14 protein-coding genes, 1 tRNA gene, 2 rRNA genes and 3 pseudogenes (1 of these 20 only partly in view) are annotated in these 19,162 nt (G+C 65.8%); 13 read left to right on the top strand and 7 right to left on the bottom strand.

The window, feature by feature from the left end:
- The 3 genes from WDM94_14805 to WDM94_14795 form a co-directional block, all read left to right on the top strand.
- Positions 1-1,526 (top strand): 23S ribosomal RNA (locus tag WDM94_14805) (it extends 1,230 nt beyond the left edge of the window).
- A gap of 75 nt (positions 1,527-1,601) precedes the next feature.
- Positions 1,602-1,716 (top strand): 5S ribosomal RNA (rrf, locus tag WDM94_14800).
- Positions 1,717-1,928: 212 nt separating this feature from the next.
- Positions 1,929-2,552, top strand: a complete 624-nt coding sequence (locus tag WDM94_14795; protein MEJ0013848.1) for a hypothetical protein — start codon at positions 1,929-1,931, stop codon at positions 2,550-2,552.
- Positions 2,553-2,655: 103 nt separating this feature from the next.
- Here WDM94_14795 and WDM94_14790 read toward each other — a convergent pair whose 3' ends face one another.
- Complete coding sequence (locus WDM94_14790) at positions 2,656-3,213, bottom strand: TetR/AcrR family transcriptional regulator (GenBank protein MEJ0013847.1); 558 nt, start codon at positions 3,211-3,213, stop codon at positions 2,656-2,658.
- Between the two features lie 51 nt (positions 3,214-3,264).
- On the opposite strand from WDM94_14790, the gene WDM94_14785 reads away from it, so the two are divergent.
- Complete coding sequence (locus WDM94_14785; GenBank protein ID MEJ0013846.1) at positions 3,265-3,726, top strand: hypothetical protein; 462 nt, start codon at positions 3,265-3,267, stop codon at positions 3,724-3,726.
- A gap of 371 nt (positions 3,727-4,097) precedes the next feature.
- Positions 4,098-4,970, top strand: a complete 873-nt coding sequence (locus WDM94_14780) for an NAD(P)-dependent oxidoreductase (protein MEJ0013845.1) — start codon at positions 4,098-4,100, stop codon at positions 4,968-4,970.
- Here WDM94_14780 and WDM94_14775 read toward each other — a convergent pair.
- The 4 genes from WDM94_14775 to WDM94_14760 form a co-directional block, all read right to left on the bottom strand.
- Positions 4,960-5,796, bottom strand: a complete 837-nt coding sequence (locus WDM94_14775; protein MEJ0013844.1) for an AraC family transcriptional regulator — start codon at positions 5,794-5,796, stop codon at positions 4,960-4,962. The two genes, WDM94_14780 and WDM94_14775, sit on opposite strands and share 11 nt — an antisense overlap.
- Positions 5,797-5,867: 71 nt before the next feature.
- Entirely contained in the window at positions 5,868-6,098 is a 231-nt protein-coding gene (locus WDM94_14770; protein ID MEJ0013843.1) for a hypothetical protein, read from the bottom strand.
- A gap of 47 nt (positions 6,099-6,145) precedes the next feature.
- Positions 6,146-6,676, bottom strand: coding sequence for a DNA starvation/stationary phase protection protein (locus WDM94_14765; protein ID MEJ0013842.1), 531 nt, complete (start codon positions 6,674-6,676; stop codon positions 6,146-6,148).
- Between the two features lie 31 nt (positions 6,677-6,707).
- A complete protein-coding gene (locus WDM94_14760) occupies positions 6,708-7,565 on the bottom strand; it encodes a TIM barrel protein (protein MEJ0013841.1) in 858 nt (285 codons plus the stop codon).
- Between the two features lie 180 nt (positions 7,566-7,745).
- Here WDM94_14760 and WDM94_14755 point away from each other — a divergent pair, with 180 nt between their 5' ends.
- From WDM94_14755 to WDM94_14735, 5 genes and pseudogenes are all read left to right on the top strand, one after another.
- A complete protein-coding gene (locus WDM94_14755) occupies positions 7,746-8,885 on the top strand; it encodes a glycosyltransferase family 2 protein (protein MEJ0013840.1) in 1,140 nt (379 codons plus the stop codon).
- Positions 8,886-9,094: 209 nt separating this feature from the next.
- Positions 9,095-9,171: transfer RNA gene (locus tag WDM94_14750), tRNA-Met, on the top strand.
- A gap of 852 nt (positions 9,172-10,023) precedes the next feature.
- Positions 10,024-11,865: a hypothetical protein gene (locus WDM94_14745; GenBank protein MEJ0013839.1), complete on the top strand. Its 1,842-nt coding sequence runs from the start codon at positions 10,024-10,026 to the stop codon at positions 11,863-11,865.
- A 96-nt stretch (positions 11,866-11,961) separates the two neighbouring features.
- On the top strand, positions 11,962-12,285 hold the full coding sequence (locus WDM94_14740) for a hypothetical protein (protein MEJ0013838.1): 324 nt from the start codon (positions 11,962-11,964) through the stop codon (positions 12,283-12,285).
- Between the two features lie 331 nt (positions 12,286-12,616).
- Positions 12,617-13,921 (top strand): annotated as a pseudogene (locus tag WDM94_14735) (DUF763 domain-containing protein).
- Here the strand turns inward: WDM94_14735 and WDM94_14730 are convergent.
- The gene (locus WDM94_14730) at positions 13,908-14,153 is read right to left on the bottom strand and encodes a GlsB/YeaQ/YmgE family stress response membrane protein (GenBank protein ID MEJ0013837.1); all 246 of its coding nucleotides are present in this window, start codon (positions 14,151-14,153) and stop codon (positions 13,908-13,910) included. The pseudogene WDM94_14735 and the gene WDM94_14730 sit on opposite strands and share 14 nt — an antisense overlap.
- Before the next feature lie 83 nt (positions 14,154-14,236).
- A pseudogene (locus WDM94_14725) lies at positions 14,237-14,810 on the bottom strand (methylated-DNA--[protein]-cysteine S-methyltransferase).
- Between the two features lie 240 nt (positions 14,811-15,050).
- On the opposite strand from WDM94_14725, the gene WDM94_14720 reads away from it, so the two are divergent.
- The 3 genes and pseudogenes from WDM94_14720 to WDM94_14710 all read left to right on the top strand — a co-directional run bounded on the left by WDM94_14720 (position 15,051) and on the right by WDM94_14710 (position 19,160).
- Positions 15,051-15,596: a DapH/DapD/GlmU-related protein gene (locus WDM94_14720; GenBank protein ID MEJ0013836.1), complete on the top strand. Its 546-nt coding sequence runs from the start codon at positions 15,051-15,053 to the stop codon at positions 15,594-15,596.
- Between the two features lie 38 nt (positions 15,597-15,634).
- A pseudogene (gene deoC / locus WDM94_14715) lies at positions 15,635-16,592 on the top strand (deoxyribose-phosphate aldolase).
- 189 nt (positions 16,593-16,781) lie between these two features.
- Positions 16,782-19,160 carry an aldehyde dehydrogenase family protein gene (locus WDM94_14710; protein ID MEJ0013835.1) on the top strand — a complete coding sequence of 793 codons (2,379 nt, stop codon included), beginning with the start codon at positions 16,782-16,784 and terminating at the stop codon, positions 19,158-19,160.
- Positions 19,161-19,162 lie beyond the last annotated feature (2 nt).

Below are 19,162 nucleotides of genomic sequence, written 5' to 3'. Positions count from 1 at the left end.
CTGGAGGTATCGGAAGTGCGAATGCTGACATGAGTAACGCTAGGAGCGTGAGAGACGCTCCCGCCGTAAGTCCAAGGGTTCCTGCGTAAAGCTAATCTGCGCAGGGTCAGTCGGTCCCTAAGGCGAGGCAGAAATGCGTAGTCGATGGGAATCAGGTGAACATTCCTGAACCTGTGGGTGGTGACGAATCTCGTATGTTGTCCGGTCTTATTGGATTGACCGGGCCGCGAAGAGGTTCCAGGAAATAGCCCCCACGTATAGACCGTACCCCAAACCGACACAGGTGGACTGGTAGAGAATACCAAGGCGCTTGAGAGAAGGGTGCTGAAGGAACTCGGCAAATTGCCTCCGTAACTTCGGAAGAAGGAGGACCTATACTTGGGCAACCAAGGATAGGTGGCACAGACCAGGGGGTAGCGACTGTTTAACAAAAACACAGGGCTCTGCGAACTCGCAAGAGGACGTATAGGGTCTGACGCCTGCCCGGTGCCGGAAGGTTAAGAGGAGAAGTGCAAGCTTTGAATCGAAGCCCCGGTAAACGGCGGCCGTAACTATAACGGTCCTAAGGTAGCGAAATTCCTTGTCGGGTAAGTTCCGACCTGCACGAATGGCGTAACGACTTCCCCGCTGTCTCCAGCACCTGCTCAGTGAAATTGAATTCCCCGTGAAGATGCGGGGTTCCTGCGGTTAGACGGAAAGACCCCGTGCACCTTTACTATAACTTTGCACTGGTATTCGTGACGGCATGTGTAGAATAGCTGGTAGGCTTTGAAGCTGTGGCGCTAGCCATGGTGGAGCCGCAATGTGAAATACCAGCCTTGTTGTTATGCATATCTAACCGCGACCCGTAATCCGGGTCCGGGACAGTGCATGGTGGGTAGTTTGACTGGGGCGGTCGCCTCCCAAAGAGTAACGGAGGCGTGCGATGGTGAGCTCAGAACGGTCGGAAATCGTTCGTCGAGTACAATGGCATAAGCTCGCCTGACTGCGAGACTGACAAGTCGAGCAGAGTCGAAAGACGGCCATAGTGATCCGGTGGTCCCTTGTGGAAGGGCCATCGCTTAACGGATAAAAGGTACGCCGGGGATAACAGGCTGATGATCTCCAAGAGTCCATATCGACGAGATCGTTTGGCACCTCGATGTCGACTCATCACATCCTGGGGCTGGAGCAGGTCCCAAGGGTTCGGCTGTTCGCCGATTAAAGTGGTACGTGAGTTGGGTTCAGAACGTCGTGAGACAGTTCGGTCCCTATCTGCCGTGGGTGCAGGAGAATTGAGAGGATTTGTCCTTAGTACGAGAGGACCGGGATGAACGTACCTCTGGTGGACCTGTTGTGGCGCCAGCCGCATTGCAGGGTAGCTATGTACGGACGGGATAACCGCTGAAGGCATCTAAGCGGGAAACCCACCTCGAAACCATTTCTCCCTTGAGAGCCGTGGTAGACCACCACGTTGATAGGCCAGGTGTGGAAGCGCGGTAACGCGTGAAGCTTACTGGTACTAATAGCTCGATTGACTTGATCACTCTCATTATCAATGCCCGTCGCCTTACGACGGACGACATGTGAAATCCTAGTTTCGTGACACTGCGCTTCGCTGACTTGGTGGCAATTGCGAGGGGCCTGAACCCGATCCCATTCCGAACTCGGCCGTTAAACTCCTCCGCGCCAATGATACTTCGTCTTAAGACGCGGGAAAGTAGGTCGCTGCCAGGTCTGCCAAGCGCAGTGTGTTTCACAATCCGATCCTTGTCGCGCCTCCGGCGCTCCTCGGTTTGTTGTGATTTCTTCGAGCCTTCTCAACGCACGAAACCTGACATGAAAAACGCCGCCCTTCGGGGCGGCGTTTTCGTTTGCGGATCGGCTATGCTGGTCTCGCGAGCCCCGACCTGAAATGCGCTAGTCGGCGCCCACGCTGAGGGACGGGCATGAACAGGTCCCTGGGCAGTGTTGCATCGGTCGTGATCGCGATCGCCACGGTAGCATTCGCGATCAGCATGCTTATCGGCGCGGCACCGCTTTCGTGGGCGACCTCGATGATCCTCTCGTGGGGCTACGTGGTCCTCGCCAGCAGCCTGGCGGCCGAGGCAGCCGATAGCAGGAAAGCCGCTGCCTACTCCGGGCTGGCGTTCGCGGTCATCTACGCGGGCTACGTCAGCGCGGTTTACTTCGTGCAGTTGACGACTGTCCTGCAGAACGCCGCCACTGCCGACATCCTGATGCAGTTGTCGTACGCGCAGCACGGCAGCCTGATGTTCAACCTCGATCTGCTCGGCTACGGGATGATGGCTGCCTCGACATTCTTCATCGGCCTCAGCATGGTCGCCGCGTCGACGCCGGACCGCGTCCTGCGGGTGTTCCTGATGCTGCACGGCGTCTTCGCTCCGGCGTGCGTCCTTCTGCCTATTTTCAACGTGTTCGGCTCGATGGGCGGCGCCAGCGGCGACGTCATCGGCGTCGCCGTCCTGCTCGTGTGGTGCGTCTATTTCTTCCCTATCGCCGTGCTCGCCTTCCGGCATTTCAGGATGGGGCGCCTTCAAGCTAGGCCGTGACGGATATCCCTTGCAGCGGATCGCGCGAGGCGGCGGCTGCCCGATGTCGTGGTTGCGATGATCGCCGACGATGAAGCCTGGCGCTGCTTGTGGCCGGATACAATCAGGCCGCGATCAGGCGATGCAGCTCGGCCGCCATCGTGTCCAGCGGCTTCACGTTGCCCTCGGCGCGGCAGAGGATCAGCGCGCCTTCCATGCCGGCGACGGCGGCTGTCGCGATCGCCGCGGCGCGTGCCTTCGGTACGCCCGTCTGCTCGAGCTGCTGGCGCAGCACATCGATCCATGAGCGGAAGGTACCGCGGGCGAGCGCGATGAGATCCGGCTCGCCGGGCGTGCTGTCGAGGATAGTGCCGGCGACGGCGCAGCCGGAGGAGCCCCTCGAGGCGGCGGCGACGCGGCGCCACATGCCGAAGAAGCAGTCGAGGACGTCGGCCGGCTTCTTCGGGTCGCAGGCCCGCTGGCGCGCCAGCACCTGGTCCGACACCCAGCGCACGGCTTCCTCGGCGAGCTGCTGCTTGCCGTCGGGGAAGTGGTGGTAGATCGAGCCGCGCGGCGCGCCGCTCTCGTCGACGACCTCGGAGAACGACGTCCGGCTGATGCCGCGTGCGGCGATCAGCGCGGCCGCGGTCTGCACCATCTTCGCCCGGCTGTCGCTTTCCACGGGGTTCGCTCCTTGACTATGACGATCATCATATGGCACGGTCGGCGCACTATGACGACCGTCATAGCGAAGACAGGAGCCGACCCGATGCCGATGATCGACGTTACCGCCGCCAAGCGCACGTTTGCCGACAAGCGTGCGCTCACCAAGGCGCTGACCGCGGCGCTGATGCGCTGGGAGAAGGTGCCGTCGATCCCGTGGTTCCTCGACAACACGGCGGCCTTCATCCACGAGCTCGACGCGGATGCGCTGGCGAACGCCAACGGCGAGAGCACCTACGTGCGCATCGAGATCCTGACGCCGGTCGGCGTGCTCGACCGGGAAAAGAAGCTGGGCGTCGTCAAGGAGCTGACCGACATTGTCGTGGCGGCGGCCGGCGACCCGAGCCTTGCCGGGCGGGTCTGGGTGCTGATCTCCGAGGCGCCGGACGGCGGCTGGGGCATCGACGGCCACGCGTACACGAATGCGGAGATTGCGACGACGGCGCGAGCGGAGTTGGCGGCGCGGGGCTGAGGGTCGATCCAATAAGGTCGATCCTTTGCAGTCTTTCAGTTTTCGGAGACTGTCCGGGGAGCGCTGCTTCCTTCCCCTCCGCACGCTTCTAGCGAAATGGCGGCGGTCGCTGAGGCGCACCCCTCCCCAAAACCGCGAAGGGCGGTTTTGGCCCTCCCACAAAGGGAGGGCTCAAGCGGAGTTTGGTGAAGCGCGGCGTTTCAACAGGGATGAACCCTCCCCTTGTGGGGGGGTCAAACGGCCGGAGGCCGTTTGGGGAGGGGTGTCTCAAATTCCTTTCAAACGTTCGGGGGGATGAGCGGAGGACGGAAGGCGTTCCGCCCCGTGCCTTCTGCGGCTAGTCTCCGCCTCCACCCGCGGGGAACCAGCCCATGCAACGCATCGCCATCATCGGCCTCGGCACCATGGGTTCGCGCATGGCGGCGAACTGGATCAACCGCGGTTTCGCCGTGACGGTGTGGAACCGGACGCGCGGCAGGGCCGAGGCGCTGGCGGTCGCCGGCGCCGAGATCGCGGCGTCGCCGCGAGCGGCGGCGGAGGGCGCCGATATTGTCTGGGCCATGGTCGCCGACGACGATGCCTCGCGGCAGGTGTGGCTCGGCGAGGCGGGGGCGCTCGCCGGCATCGCGCGTGGGGCAATCGCGGTCGAATCCAGCACGCTGTCGCCGGCGTGGGCGCGCGAGCTGGCCGGGCTCGCCCACGCGCAGGGCGTCGATTTCCTCGACGCGCCGGTTGGCGGCAGCCGCGCCGTCGCGGCCGACGGCAACCTCGCGATATTCGTCGGCGGCGATGCGGCGGTGCTGGAGAAAGCGCGGCCGGCGATGGAGGCGATCGGCGGGCGCATCCATCACCTCGGGCCGACCGGCGCCGGCGCGACGTGGAAACTGATCAACTACATGATGGCCGGCGCGCAGTTGGCCGGCGCCGCGGAAGGTCTGGTATTGGCGCGGCAGGCCGGCATCGACGTCGCCAAGGCGGCGGAGCTGATCGCCGGCGGCGTCACCGCCAGCCCCGCGGTCACCGGAAAACTGCCGCGCATGGTGGACCGCCGCTTCGGCGACCCCGACGTCGCGTTGCGCCTGGTCGCCAAGGACCAGCGCTATGCCGTCGCGCTGGCGCAATCGCTCGGCGTCAAGCTCGAGATGATCGCTGCGTCGGCGGAGATTTTTCGGCGGGCGGAGGCGCAGGGGCTCGGCGACCTCGACCTCGCTGCGGTCATCGAGGCCGTCGCGCCTAAGCCTTGATCGGCACCCAGATTTCCACGACGCCGTTGCCGGTCACGGGATCGAAGCGTTCGTCGTAGCGCTCGAAGTTCAGCATCTCGGCCGCCACGTAGCCGGACTCCTGCGCCCACGTCGCCCAGATCGTGTAGTGCGTGCGGCTGATCATCGAGATATGGCTGCGGTGGCTGAAGACGGCGTAGCGGTGCGGCGCGATGCGGACGCGCGCCAGTTCGTCGGGCAGGCCGCCGAAGCCGGTGACCTCGGCGCCGCAGACGTACTCGAAGTGGCCGTCGTCATCGAAGTTGTGCGACAGGCCGTAGAAGACGTTGCCCTTCTGGTTGGGAATCTGGCCATGATACGCGTCGTTGAAACGCTGCCACTGCGTGGGGATTCCCTGGTTGGTCTCGAAGGTGTAGCGGCCGGAATAGCCGGCGATCATCAGGCCGGGACTGTCCTCGAAGCGCGGCGGCTCGAGCGGTACGAGCAGCGATCGGTCCATGCGAATGGGCTCCACGAGAGCGATGTTGGCGGTCGTGCCCGCGGCGCGCACCTCCTCCGGCGTCAGGCCGAGGAGATCGCGGAAGGCGCGGGTGAATGCCTCGTGGGAGCCGTAGCCGGCGTCGAGCGCGACCTGCAGAATGTCCGGAGCGCCGGCCGCGAGTTTGCGCGCCGCTTCGGTCAGGCGGCGGCCGCGGACATAGCCCATGACCGAGCGGCCGGTCGCCATGCCGAAGACGTGCGACAGGCGGAAGCGCGACACGCCGGCGACACCGGCGATGTCGTCCAGCGAAATCTCCTTGCCGAAATGGTTCTCGATGAACCACAGGGCGTTCTCGACCGGATTCACGGACAGGCTCCGTTTGAGGCGGCGCCACTATTGCCGAAGGGCGAGGCCATGCGCTTGATCGGAATTGCGCATCAGCCGCGCCGCCTGCCGCGTACGATCATGAAAACGCCGGCGGCGAGTGCAACCACAGCCAGCGTGCCCCAGGCGATGCCGGCCTGCTCGAGGTAGACCTGCTGCGTCTCCGGATCATAGCAGCGGCCGAGTTCGTTGAAGCAGTCGCGCCAGATCCAGTAGCGATAGTAGAAGGCTAGGGCGAAGAGCGCGCCCAGCACGGTTAACGCCAGTCCAGCCGCGAGCCGCATGGGCGGTTCGCCGGCGGCGCCACGCGGCCCGCCGGCGTTTGTCTCGTCTATTTCGTCGACTTCCGCGTCGTCTCGAACAGGAACCAGGCGCGGCGTTCCGCCTGGTCGATCCAATTCTCGATCAGGCCGGCGGTGGCGACGTCGCCCTGCTCATCGCAGAGTTCGTGGACCTCGCGGAGGTGCGCCGCGGCGTTGCGGTTGTCGTCGGCGAGCTCGGCCAGCATGTCTTCCGGCGTGACGTAGTCGGCGTCGTTGTCGAGCACGCGCTGCAGGCGGGCGATGTGGCCGATCGAGCGGATGGTGGTGCCGCCGATCTTGCGGACGCGCTCGGCGATGTCGTCAGTGGCGGCGAAGATCTGCTCGGCCTGCTCGTCGAGCATCAGGTGGTAGTCGCGGAAATGCGGGCCGCTGATGTGCCAGTGGAAATTCTTGGTCTTGATGTAGAGCGCGAAAGAATCGGCGAGGACGGCGTTCAACGCGCCGGTGATGTCGCGCCGCGCGTTCGAGCCGAGATCGGTCGGCGTGGTAAGCGGGGCCTTGCGGCGTTCGGTGGCGCCGGCTTTGGCGGTCTTGGACATTTTCATTTTTTATGGCTCCTCGTTACCAGTGTCAGGCGATCTTGCGGCTCTTGGCCGCCAGTGTGTCGCGGATAAATTCGGCTTCCATGGCGAGGCCCGTCCATTCGTCGTCGTCCGGGCCGTCGTAGATCAATGTGTAGGGGCCGTCGTAGCCGGCGTCTGCTGCGATCTCAACACACTTGCCGTAGTCGTCGCGGTCCATGGACCCGGCAACGTCGAGCCTGGCGGAGAATGCGCACTTGGCGTGGGTGTCCTCGCCGCGCGGCATGATCGAGGCGAGGTCGACGTATTTGCCGGCGCCCTTCCAGTTGCCGAAATCGACGAGAAGGCCGAGGTCGTCGCCGACGGCGTCCATGACGTGGTGGACCTCCTTCGGCGAGGAGAGGAGATCGTGCCAGTTCTCGGTGATGATGCGGACGCCCTGGCTCTTGCCGCGGGCGGCGAGTTCCTTGAGGCCGGCGACCGACAGCGCCAGCGTCTCCGGCGTCGGCTTCTGCTTGCCGGCGACGACGCGGGCGGCGTCGGCACCGAGCTCGGCGGCGGTGTCGATCCAGCGGCCGATCCACGAGACGTCGCGCTTGTGATTGGCGGCGACCGTGATGTCGCCGTCGTCGATGAGCAGCGTCTGCAGCCGCACGCCGGCGTCCTTGCAGGCGATGCGGAATTCGGCAAGCCACGAGCGCTCGCGCACGGCGACGTGGAAATGGCCGAGCTGCAGGCGGTCGATGCCATGAGCGGCGACGGCCGCCGGCAGGTCGAGGATGGCGACGCTGCCCTTGCCGTAGGCTTCCTTCTGCTCGGCGCGCGCATCGGGCTTGTCCCACCACGTCAAGCCGACGGTGCGGTGCAGGCTCCAGGTCGAGACGGCGATCGTCGGCGCGCTGATCACGGATTAGTCTCCCGATTCCGGTCGCTTGTTGTTGGTTGTCGTCCGCTGGCGTCCGCGGGCCGGCTGATCCTAGCCGCAAACCGTGGCCGGTGGGAACGGCCTCGGGTTTCGGCAGGTTCCCGCCTCTGCTAAAACAAGGCGGCCGCCGGCCATTTTCCCGGCGATTCGCGCGAGGCCGGATTGAACATCGAAAGGGCGAGGAGCACCGCGGCCGAGAGTCGCGCCGACGCGATCGAGCTGACCGTGGTCGTGCCCACCTTCAAGGAGCACGACAACGTGCCGCTGGTCGTCGAGCGCCTCGACAAGGTGCTGCGCGGGATCAACTGGGAGGTCGTGTTCGTCGACGACGATTCGCCCGACGGCACGGCTGCGGCCGTTCGCGCGATCGCGCTCCGCGACAAGCGCGTGCGCGTCATCCAGCGCATCGGCCGGCGCGGCCTGTCGACGGCGTGCGTCGAGGGCGTACTGTCGTCGTCGGCTCCCGTCTTCGCGGTGATGGACGGCGACCTGCAGCACGACGACACCGTACTGCCCGAGATGTTCCGCCGGCTGCGCGCCGAGAAACTCGATATCGTCGTCGGCAGCCGCTACCTCGGCGGCACGCGCACCGGCGGCCTCGCCAATCCGCTGCGCGTCTGGCTGAGCAAGACCGGCGGGCAGGTGGCGCGGGTCATCCTCAAGGCCGACCTCACCGATCCGATGAGCGGCTTCTTCGTCATGGCCCGGCCGGCGTTCGACGAAGCCGTGCGCGGCCTGTCGCAGCAGGGCTTCAAGATACTGCTCGATCTTTTCGCCTCGGCGCCGCGGCCGCTGAAATTCGCCGAGGTCGCGTGCGGCTTCAACGCTCGCCAGCACGGCGAGAGCAAGCTCGACACGATGGCGGCGTGGGAATTCGGCACGCTGCTGATCGACAAGCTGGTCGGGCGCGTGCTGCCGCTGCGCCTCGTCATCTTCTCGCTGGTCGGCGGCACGGGCGTCGTCGTCCACCTGCTGACGCTCTGGCTGGTGAAGATGCTGGGCTTCGATTTCATCGCGTCGAGCTCGGTCGCGGTGGTCGCGGCGATGACGTGGAACTTCGTCTTCAACAACATGATCACGTATCGCGACCAGCGGCTGCGCGGCCCGCGCTTCTTCAGCGGCCTGGCGTCGTTCTATGCGATCGGCGCGATCGGCGCGTTCGCCAACGTCGGTATCGGCCAGCTGCTCTACGAGCAGGGCCAGAGCTGGTGGCTGGCGGGCATCGCCGGCGCGCTCATCGGCGTGGTGTGGAACTACACGATGTCGCGCCTCTTCACTTGGCGGCTCTCCGGCACGGTCTAGTTCATGGCGGCCGGCCGCGCTGCCGCCGGCAACCATGGCCTGCGCCGGCCGGCCTTTGCTGACATTGGCGCTAACACTCGGGAAAAGCCTGCATTCCCGGCAAAATAATAAGCGCCGGGAACGATGAGATTGGCCTTCAAATACCTGTCACAAGCCGCTATATGAAGCGCGCGTTCGAGGCGGCCCACCGGCCCACCTCTTCAAGTTGGCGCGGGGTGGAGCAGCCCGGTAGCTCGTCAGGCTCATAACCTGAAGGTCACAGGTTCAAATCCTGTCCCCGCAACCACTTTACGCCGTCAAATGAGCCCTTGGGCCTTGACGATTTTTCCTAGCGGAACTCTGCCCGGTGCGCGACGCACGGCAGGAAGTGAACGACGCGCCGTTTCGATGCCGCTCGTTGCCCTGGCTGTCCGGGATGCGCTTGCCGTCAGCGCCATAGGCAAGCACTCAACTGCCTCATGACGATCGCCCGGGCGCAGCCCGTAATTGACGAACAGCCGTCGTCATTGACCCGTCACGAACCCCCGGCAATTTGCAGCCGCACGCTAAGGTAGTACAATCAATCCTTGTACCCGCGTCCAAGCGGCTGGAACGCGCGTGCATCAGGCCTCGGGGAGCCACGCGATGACCGTTCTCGACCTCAGCTATGATTTTGCAAACCTGTCGCTGCGCGATCTGCTGGATGCGCGCGACACCTATCACTACCACCTGCTCAGCAAGGCCAACGTCATCGGCACAGCGGTTGGCCTCTACCTGATCCGCAAGGACGAGGCGTGGCCGACCCGCAAGGGCGAGGGCAAGAACCCGCCGGCCAAGAAAAGCTACGCGCGCACGCTCGGCAACTCCGAGGTGCGCGATTATTCCTGGCCCTGCATCCTCGCCTTTGTCCGGCAATGGCTGCCCGAGGAAGCTTTCGGACATGGCCGCACAGATCCCTCGCTGATGCTGCCGAAGACCCTCTACATGCCGGACGGCAGGGCGGTTCCGGTGTGCGTCGTGGAGGCTTCCGAACAGCCGAACGATCCCGCGCCGTCCGAATTCCCGCGATACCGGCCTGCCGGCTTTCAAGCTCGGCGGCGGTTCGCCGATCATCGTAGAAGTGCAAGGCGAGACGCACGTCGCCACCGCGGGCTGCCTCGTGACCGACGGCCATCTTACCTACGCGCTCACCGCGCGGCACGCCTGCGGCCCCACCGGCACGCGGATTTACAGTGCGCTGCGCGAAGGCCGGGTCGAGGTCGGCATCAGCTCGGACAAGTTCGCGACGCGCGAGGCGTTCTCGACGGTCTATCCGGATTTCCCGGGGCGGCGTTCGTATGTGTCGCTGGATATCGGGCTCATTCAAGTCGACGCGGTCGATGCGTGGACCAGCAACACCTATGGCCTGCCACCGGCCGGCCCGCTCGCCGATGTGCATGAACGCAATCTCTCGCTCCGCCTCATCGACCAGAAGGTCATCGGGCGCGGCGCCGCGTCGGGCCTTCTGCACGGCACGCTCAAGGCGCTCTTCTACCGGCACCGCTCGGTCGGCGGCTACGACTATGTCGGCGACTTCCTGATCGCCCCCGCCGGCGACGTGGCGACGCGCCACGGCGATTCCGGAATGGTCTGGAATCTCGACGTGACCGTCGATCCCGAAAGAGGCCCGCCGGTGCCGCTTGCGAAGCGCGACCTTCGTCCCCTGGCGATCGAATGGGGCGGTCAGGTCTTCGAAGACGGCAAGCAGCGCTCGGCGTACGCGGTCGCCACCAGTCTGAGCAACGCATGCAAGCTGCTGGACGTCGAGCTCGTCACCGATCTCTCGCGCGGCGTCTCCGGCTATTGGGGACGAGAGGGCCACTACAGCATCGCCGCGTTCGCTATCGATTTGGTCAAGAATAAGGGTCTTGCGCGGCTGCTGCGCGCGAACGCCGGTCTCCTCAGTTTCTCGAAGACCCAGCTCGCCGACGAGGGCTTTGACGCCATGGCGGGCGCGAACGCGAAGAAGGGCAAATTCGTGCCGCTCGCGGACGTGCCCGACGACATCTGGAAAAAACTCTCGCTCGAGAAGGGCGGGCGTAAGGGCGGTCGCGATCTCACAGGTTCGGGCGGGCTTACCAACGGGCCCGAACATCCCAACCACTACGCCGATATCGACGCTCCGATTTATCCCGACGAGCAGACATGGCGCGACCTCTGCCTAGCCGACGACGCCAACCTCACCCTTGCGGCGTGGCAGGGCTTCTACGCCAAGGCGGCCGACGCCGCCGAAGCAGCAGGCGATGACGAAGCCGCCAAGAACTACAGGTGGAAGTGGAAGCAGGGCATCCTCCCGTTCCGCCTCTGGCAATTCTTCACCGCGATGAAAGGCTTCGTCAGCTCGGGCGACGTCGTCAGCTTCGTCACCGCTGCAGGGATCGCGGCGCATTACATGGGCGATGCCTCGCAGCCCCTGCACGGGTCGATCTACGCCGATGGCGACCGCTCCCGGACGGTCGAGCGCCATCATCCTCGCACCGGGAAGACCGAAACGGTGATCTACGCCAAGGGCGTGCACGGCGCGTACGAGAGCGCGATGCTGAATCTGAAGGCTCCCGATCTGATGGAAGCCCTCAAGCAAAATCTGCCGAAGAGCCACGGCTTGAAGCTGTGCCGTTCAGGCACCGAGGTGGCGCGTGCGACCGTCGCATTGATGGACGCGGCGGCGAAGGCGCTCCCGCCGATGGATATCCTCGACAGCTTCGAGGCAAACGGCGCGGCGCAGAACAAGGCCACGCTCTCCGGCATGTGGGGCGACCTCGAGGATCGCACGGTCGAGGTCATGATCCTTGGCGCGCGATATCTGGCGCTGTTGTGGGATTCGGCCTGGAAGGAAGGCAATGGCGATGACATTGACGAGGGCGAGCTGGTTGCCCTGGACAGCGATGCTGTCCGCGACCTTTACGTCGATGTGGATTTCCTGCCGTCGCGCACCATCGAGGATATTCAAAGCGAGTTGTAGGGGCTCACTAATCTCACCGTCGAGTGGATTAGTGGTTGGAACCTGCAAGACGCGACATACGTTCTCCCGTACGGCGGCGGCTAAGGAGATGAACCCATGAACACGATGCGCATGATTTTTGCCGCTTCTGCAGTGGTGGCGGGCCTGGCGACCAGTGCGGCGCTGGCTGAGCCGTGGAAGGGATTTGTCGGCAGCGAGGATACCGGCGATCCGTTCACGGATGAGTCCGGCGTACCGATATTCGGCTTCAACATCGCCTTCGCCGGGGTTCACGCCGGCGGCGGTGAATGCACTTATGTCGCCGGCCTCAATGCGCAGCAGAAGCATTCGGTGAAGATCGGCTGCAATCAGGTGCTGCGCGATCCCGCCTACTCGCAGAACACCACCGTGTTCGATTTCTGCCGGAACCTGCGCTCCTAGAATCAAAACGGCCGGCCGCTTTGCAGCAGGCCGGCCGATTTTTCGTCGGATAGTCGAGGCTGGCTAGTTGCGCCGCGGGTGGATCTGCGGCGATAGATTCGGGTTGGTGCTCATCACTTCTTCCGCCGGATCGATGTGGCGCTCGTGCGGGCTGCTCGATCTCATGCGCGTCGCTGCCGGTGCCGTGCTCCGCGTTGCGGATGCCGCTGTCGTGGCTGCGGTCGTCGAAGGTGGGTTTCTCGGCCATGATTTTTCTCCTGCCGCGATAACAATGCGCGGCGCGGCTTTCCGTTCCCTTGTTCTGCCTTTGTTCCTGCGTTAGACTGGCGGCATGACGCACCGTTCGGGCAGTGCCGACCTGCCGCTCCATGGCGGACGTAGTGCCCAAGTGGCTGGCCGAGCGCATGTCGCGGCTGGGGCGCCGTGATCTGCCAGGCGGTGGTGCAGGAATACGGGCGCGACGAGCTGCTGCGGCGGCTGGCGCATCCCTTCTGGTTCCAGTCGTTCGGCTGCGTCATGGGCATGGACTGGCATTCGTCCGGCATCACGACCAGCGTGCTCGGCGCGCTGAAGCGTGGGCTGAAGCCGATGGAGCGCGAGCTCGGCATCTTCGTCTGCGGCGGGCGGGGGGCGCATTCGCGCAGGACGCCGGACGAGCTGATGGCGATCGGCGCCCGCACCGGCATCGACGGCGCCGCGCTGGCGAAGGCCAGCCGCCTGGTCGCCAAGGTCGACAGCGCCGCCGTGCAGGACGGCTTCCAGCTTTATCTGCACGGCTTCATCGTTACCGATGCCGGCGAATGGGTTGTCGTGCAGCAGGGCATGAAGGATGAGACCAACACGGCGCGGCGCTACCACTGGATCTCCGAGGGGCTGAAAAGTTTCGTCGAGGCGCCGCACAGCGCCATCGAGGGCGAGGGGCAGGGGAACATCGTCAACCTCACCGACCGGCGCGCGGCGCCATCGCGTCTGGCACAGCTCGACGTGCTGGGCTCTATCGGCCCCGACGGCGTAGCGCGCGAATTCGCGGCGCTCGAGCCGCCGGCGGCCAAGGGCCGACGAGCCGCCAAGCGCGCAGCCGCTGCTGCCGCATCTCATCATGCCGGCGCATCATGACGTGCGCTCGGAAGACGTCGTGCTCCGCCGCCTGCACGGCAACCTTGCCGCGGCGGCCGATCGCGCGCCGGTCGATTTCTCCGAGCTGCTGCTCACGCCCGGCGTCGGCGCGCGCACGGTGCGGGCGCTCGCGATGGTCGCCGAGGTGATCCACGGCGCGCCCTGCCGGTTCACCGATCCGGCGCGCTTCTCGCTGGCGCATGGCGGCAAGGACGGGCATCCGTTCCCGCTCAAGGCATACGACGAGACGATCCGCGTGCTGAAGCAGGCGGTGGAGAAGGCGAAGCTCGGGCGGCAGGAGGAGGCGGGCGCCATGCGCCGGCTCGACGATCAGGCGCGGCGGATGGAACCTTACGCCAGGGGTCCGACGGTGCCGGAGTTCATCGCCGAGGAGCGGCGGCTGTCGTACACCTACGGCGGGCGGACGGTGTCGGGCTTCGCGCAGCCGCCGGGCAAGGAAAAAGCCCCGGAGGGGACCTCCGGGGCCTCGTGGTCAGCGTCTGCCGCTACGCCCGTTTGATGGCGCGCAGGATGATGAGCAGGATGACGGCGCCGATAACGGCGTTGATGATGTCACCAAGAATATTGCCGCCGATGTAAAGACCGATACGCGGCAGCAACCACCCGGCAATGAACGCGCCGACGACACCGACGACCAGATCGCCGATGAGGCCGTAGCCACCACCCCTGACGATCTGTCCCGCGAGCCAGCCTGCGATCAGGCCGACGATGAGGAATACCAGAAGCGACATTCAGAGATCCTCCGATTGCGATTCGCGTCTGCCCAGTGCCGGCGGCGAATCTCGATTCGGATTCTATCACCTTTCGCTGACAGCTAACGCGCCGCGAGGGGAAGGCCGCCAAGCGCGTCGAACAGCGTCGGGGCGCTGCCGGTGCGGGCGCGCTCGATCGACAGCATCCGCATTTTTGTCGCTACGCCGCCACGGGCCGAAAAGCCGCCGGTTCTGCCGTTTGCGGCGAGCACGCGATGGCAGGGAACCACAATCGGGAATGGATTCTGGCCGAGCGCGGTGCCCACAGCGCGCGCCGCGCCGGGCTCGCCGATCCGCGCTGCGACCTCGCCATAGGTCAGGGTCTCGCCCGGCGGAATCTGCCGCGCCAAGGCGTAGACCCCGGCGGTTGAACTCGGGCACGCCGGTCGTGTCGAGGGCGATGCGCGACAGGTCCGCCGGCTCGCCGGCCATCAGCCGGGCGATGTCGCGAATGGCGAGATCGACGCCGGGCGGGGCCATTGTCTCGGCGGCGTCGGGATAGCGCCGCAGGGCGCGGCGGCGGGCGCCGGCCTCGTCCTCCTGCGGCAACTGTATCCAGACGATGCCGTTCGGTCCCCACGCGATGGCGCAGGTGCCGATGGCCGTTCCGAACAGGGCGAAGGCGCGGGCTGTCATGATGGAAGGATTCTGCCACGGCGCGCTTCCGGGGCGCCACCCGAAAACGTATCCTCGGACGCCGACCTCGGGGGAGACAATGGCCGACACACGCAGCAACTATCAGAAGATGCTCGCCGGGGAGAGTTTCTTAACGCCGGATCTGGACTTGACGCGCTGACAAGCCTTGCGCGTGCCCGCACGAAGATCTTCAACGACACGCCGGAGGACGACTACCCGGCCCGCCTGGCCGCGTTCAGCGTGCTTATCGGCAAGCCGTTCGAGGGACTAATTCGTTCGCCAATCACGGTCGACTACGGAATCCACATCACCCTCGGCAAGGCGTTCGTCAATTCCCACTGCGTGTTCCTGGACAGCAACACGATCACCATCGGCGATGGCGGCGCGATCGGTACAGGCGTGCAGTTGCTGGCGGCAGGGCACCCGATCCATCCGTCCGATCGCATCATCCCGTGGGATCCGAAGGACGATCCACCGTTCCGCGGCATCGGCCTTGCTAAGCCCATCGTCATCGGCGACGAGGTGTGGATCGGTGGCGGCGCGATCGTGCTCGGCGGAGTCACCATCGGGCGCGGCTCGACCATCGGGGCAGGGAGCGTCGTCACGCGGTCGATCCGGCGTTCAGTGTGGCCGCAGGCAATCCGGCGCGCGTGCTGCGCACGCTGGAGCGCAGGCCGACGTTCTTTCACCCGGACCCCAACGATCCCTGAGCCTTCCAGAGGTCGGCCCGAAAGGCGTAGAGTGCCGGCAGGGAGAGCCGAGTACCCGTCATGTCCAAAGCTGTAACCGCCCGCGAATCCGCGGAAATCCATCATCTCCGCAATGTGCCGAATGCGCCGCACAATCCCGGCATCCCGTTCGACCCGGAGCCGGTCGCCGGCGTGCGCGTCAATCTCTCGGCAGTGGAGCGGCGCGCCGCGACGCTGCCCAAGCGGCGGACGGTGAAGAAGGAATGGCAGGCGGCGTGGCTGGTCAAGGCGATCCAGTGCATCGACCTCACGTCGCTGAACTCGGACGACACCGACGGGCGCGTGCGCCGGCTCTGCGCCAAGGCGGTGCATCCGCTGCGGCCCGATATCCTGGAGGCGCTGGGCCTCTCCGACCGGCGGATCACCACCGGCGCGGTGTGCGTCTACCATCGCTTCGTCGCGACCGCGGTCGAGGCGCTCAAGGGTTCCGGCGTTCCGGTCGCCGCCGTGTCGACCGCGTTTCCCGCCGGCCTGGCGCCGATGGACGTACGGCTGCGCGAGATCGAGGAGTCGGTCGCCGCGGGGGCGGAGGAGATCGACGTCGTCATCACGCGCGAATTCGCGCTCACCGGCCAGTGGCAGGCGCTCTACGACGAGGTGAAGGCGTTCAAGGCGGCGTGCGGACCGGCGCACATGAAGACGATCCTCGGCACCGGCGACCTCAAGACGCTGCGCAATGTCGGCCCGCGCTTCCTGGGTGGCGATGATGGCCGGCTCCGATTTCATCAAGACGTCGACCGGCAAGGAAGGCGTCAACGCGACGCTCCCCGTTGCGCTGGTGATGACGCGCGCCATCCGCGCCTATCGCGAGGCGACCGGGTTTGTCGTCGGGTTCAAGCCGGCGGGCGGTATCGGCACGGCGAAGGACGTGCTGAACTTCCAGTTCGTCATGAAGGAGGAACTGGGCGACGAGTGGCTGCAGCCGGGCCTCTTCCGCATCGGCGCCTCGTCGCTGCTCGCCGATATCGAGCGGCAGCTCGAGTATTTCGTCACCGGGCGGTACGCGTCCTTCGACCACCACGCGATGGCGTGAGCATGATGCGTGACATGCACTCCGCTTCAACCTCCGCCTTGCGGGGAGGTCGAAATCGCCTTGGCGATTTCGGGTGGGAGTCGCGGTGCGGCTCGATGGAGCGCGACCCCGCCGCAAAACCGCTTCGCGGTTTTGACCCTCCCGCAAGGGGAGGGTTGAAGTTTGGGGCCAACGGCGGAGTCATTGCGAATGTCCGTAGCTGAAATCCTCGACACGATGGACTACGGGCCGGCGCCGGAGAGCGACAAGGACGCGCGCGCCTGGATCAAGAAGCATGCGCGGGCCGGACTCTACATCGACGGGGCGTGGCGCGAGCCTTCGACCGACGCGTGGTTCGAGACGTCCAATCCGGCCACGGGCGAGGTGCTGGCAGAGATCGCGCAGGGCGGCGCGGAAGATGTCGATGCCGCCGTGCGCGCCGCGCGCAAGGCCCAGCCCGGCTGGGCGCGGCTCTCGGGCCACGCGCGCGCCAAATATCTCTACGCCATCGCGCGGCTGATCCAGCGCCACTCGCGCCTGTTCGCCGTGGTCGAGGCGCTCGACAACGGCAAGCCGATCCGCGAGACGCGCGACATCGACGTGCCGCTGGTCGCGCGCCATTTCTACTATCACGCCGGCTGGGCGGAGCTGATGGCGGCGGAGATGCCGGACCGCGTGCCGGTCGGCGTCTGCGGCCAGATCATCCCGTGGAATTTTCCGCTGCTGATGCTGGCGTGGAAGATCGCGCCGGCGATCGCCCTCGGCAACACCTGCATCCTGAAGCCGGCTGAGTTCACGCCGCTGTCGGCGCTGCTGTTCGCCGAAATCTGCGAGATGGCCGGCCTGCCGCGCGGCGTCGTCAACATCGTCACCGGCGATGGCGCCACCGGCGAATTGATCGTCAGGCATCCGAACATCGACAAGATCGCGTTCACCGGGTCGACCGAGGTCGGCCGCAAGATCCGCGAGGCGACGGCGGGCAGCGGCAAGTCGCTGACCTTGGAGCTTGGCGGCAAGTCGCCTTTCATCGTCTTCGACGATGCCGATCTCGACTCGGCCGTCGAGGGCGTCGTCGATGCGATCTGGTTCAACCAGGGCCAGGTGTGCTGCGCCGGCTCGCGCCTGCTGATCCAGGAAGGCGTGCACGACGAGATGATCGCGAAGCTGAGAACGCGGCTCGACACGCTGCGCGTCGGCTCGCCACTCGACAAGGCGATCGACCTCGGCGCCATCGTCGCGCCGATCCAGCTAGAGCGGATCAAGCGGCTGGTGCAGCAGGGCGTCGATGAGGGCGCAACGCTCTACCAGTCGCACGGCGCGCTGCCGGCCAAGGGCTGTTTCTTCCCGCCGACGCTTCTGGCCGGCGTGGAGCCGGCATCGACCGTGGCGCGGGTGGAAATCTTCGGGCCGGTGGCGGTGGCGATGTCGTTCCGCACGCCGGAAGAAGCGGTGGCGCTCGCCAACAACACCGAATACGGGCTCGCCGCGTCGGTGTGGTCGGAGTCGGTGAACCTCGCGCTCGACGTGGCGCCGAAGCTCAAGGCCGGCGTGGTGTGGATCAACTCGACCAACCTGTTTGATGCGGCCGCAGGCTTCGGCGGCTACAAGGAATCCGGCTACGGGCGCGAGGGCGGCAAGGAAGGCGCCTACGCCTACACCAAGCCGGCGTGGATCAAGGCGGCGAAGAAGCTCGCCGAGGTGGCGCCGCCGGTGCCCGAGATGGGCCTGGAACTGGTCGGCGGCGGCATCGACCGCACGTCGAAACTCTACATCGGTGGCAAGCAGGCGCGGCCGGATGGCGGCTACTCGCGACCGGTCGCGTCGGCGTCCGGCAAGATCGTCGGCGAAGTCGGCGACGGCAACCGCAAGGACATCCGCGATGCGGTCGAGGCGGCGCGCAAGATTCAGCCGAAGTGGGCGACGACGACCGAGCATAATCGCGCGCAGATTCTGTATTACATCGCCGAGAACCTCGACGCGCGCGCTTCCGAATTCGCCGATCGCCTGAGGGCGCTCCGCGGCGTCAAGAAAGCCAAGACCCGGCTCGAGGTCGACGCCGCGGTGGCGCGGCTGTTCGCCTGGGGGGCGTGGGCCGACAAGCACGAGGGCGCGATCCACAAGCCGCCGTTCCGCGGCCTGGCGCTCGCGGTCAACGAGCCGATCGGCGTCGTCGGCATCGTCGCGCCGGAGGAGCCCGGCCTGCTCGCCTTCGTGACGCTGATGGGTGCGGCAATTGCCGCCGGCAATGCCGTCGTCATGATCCCGTCGATGGCGCAGCCGCTGCTCGCGACCGACCTCTATCAGGTGCTCGACACTTCTGACGTGCCGGGCGGCGTGGTCAACATCGTCACCGGCGACAAGGCCGCGCTCGGCGTCGAACTCGCCAAGCACGATGCGGTCGACGCGATCTGGTACTTCGGCAACGGCGAGGGCGCGGCGGCGATCGAGAAGGCGTCGGCGGGCAACCTCAAGCAGACGTGGACGGAGACGGTTGCGCGCGACTGGAACGACGATGCGATCAGTGCCGGGCGCGAGGTGCTGGGCCATGCGACGCAGGTGAAGAACATCTGGGTGCCGTGGGGCGAATGACG

Origin of the sequence: Bauldia sp. (assembly GCA_037200845.1) — a bacterium.
GTDB lineage: Bacteria > Pseudomonadota > Alphaproteobacteria > Rhizobiales > Kaistiaceae > DASZQY01.
Note: the sequence above shows the minus strand (reverse complement) of the source record. Positions and strands in the feature narration are given on the sequence as shown.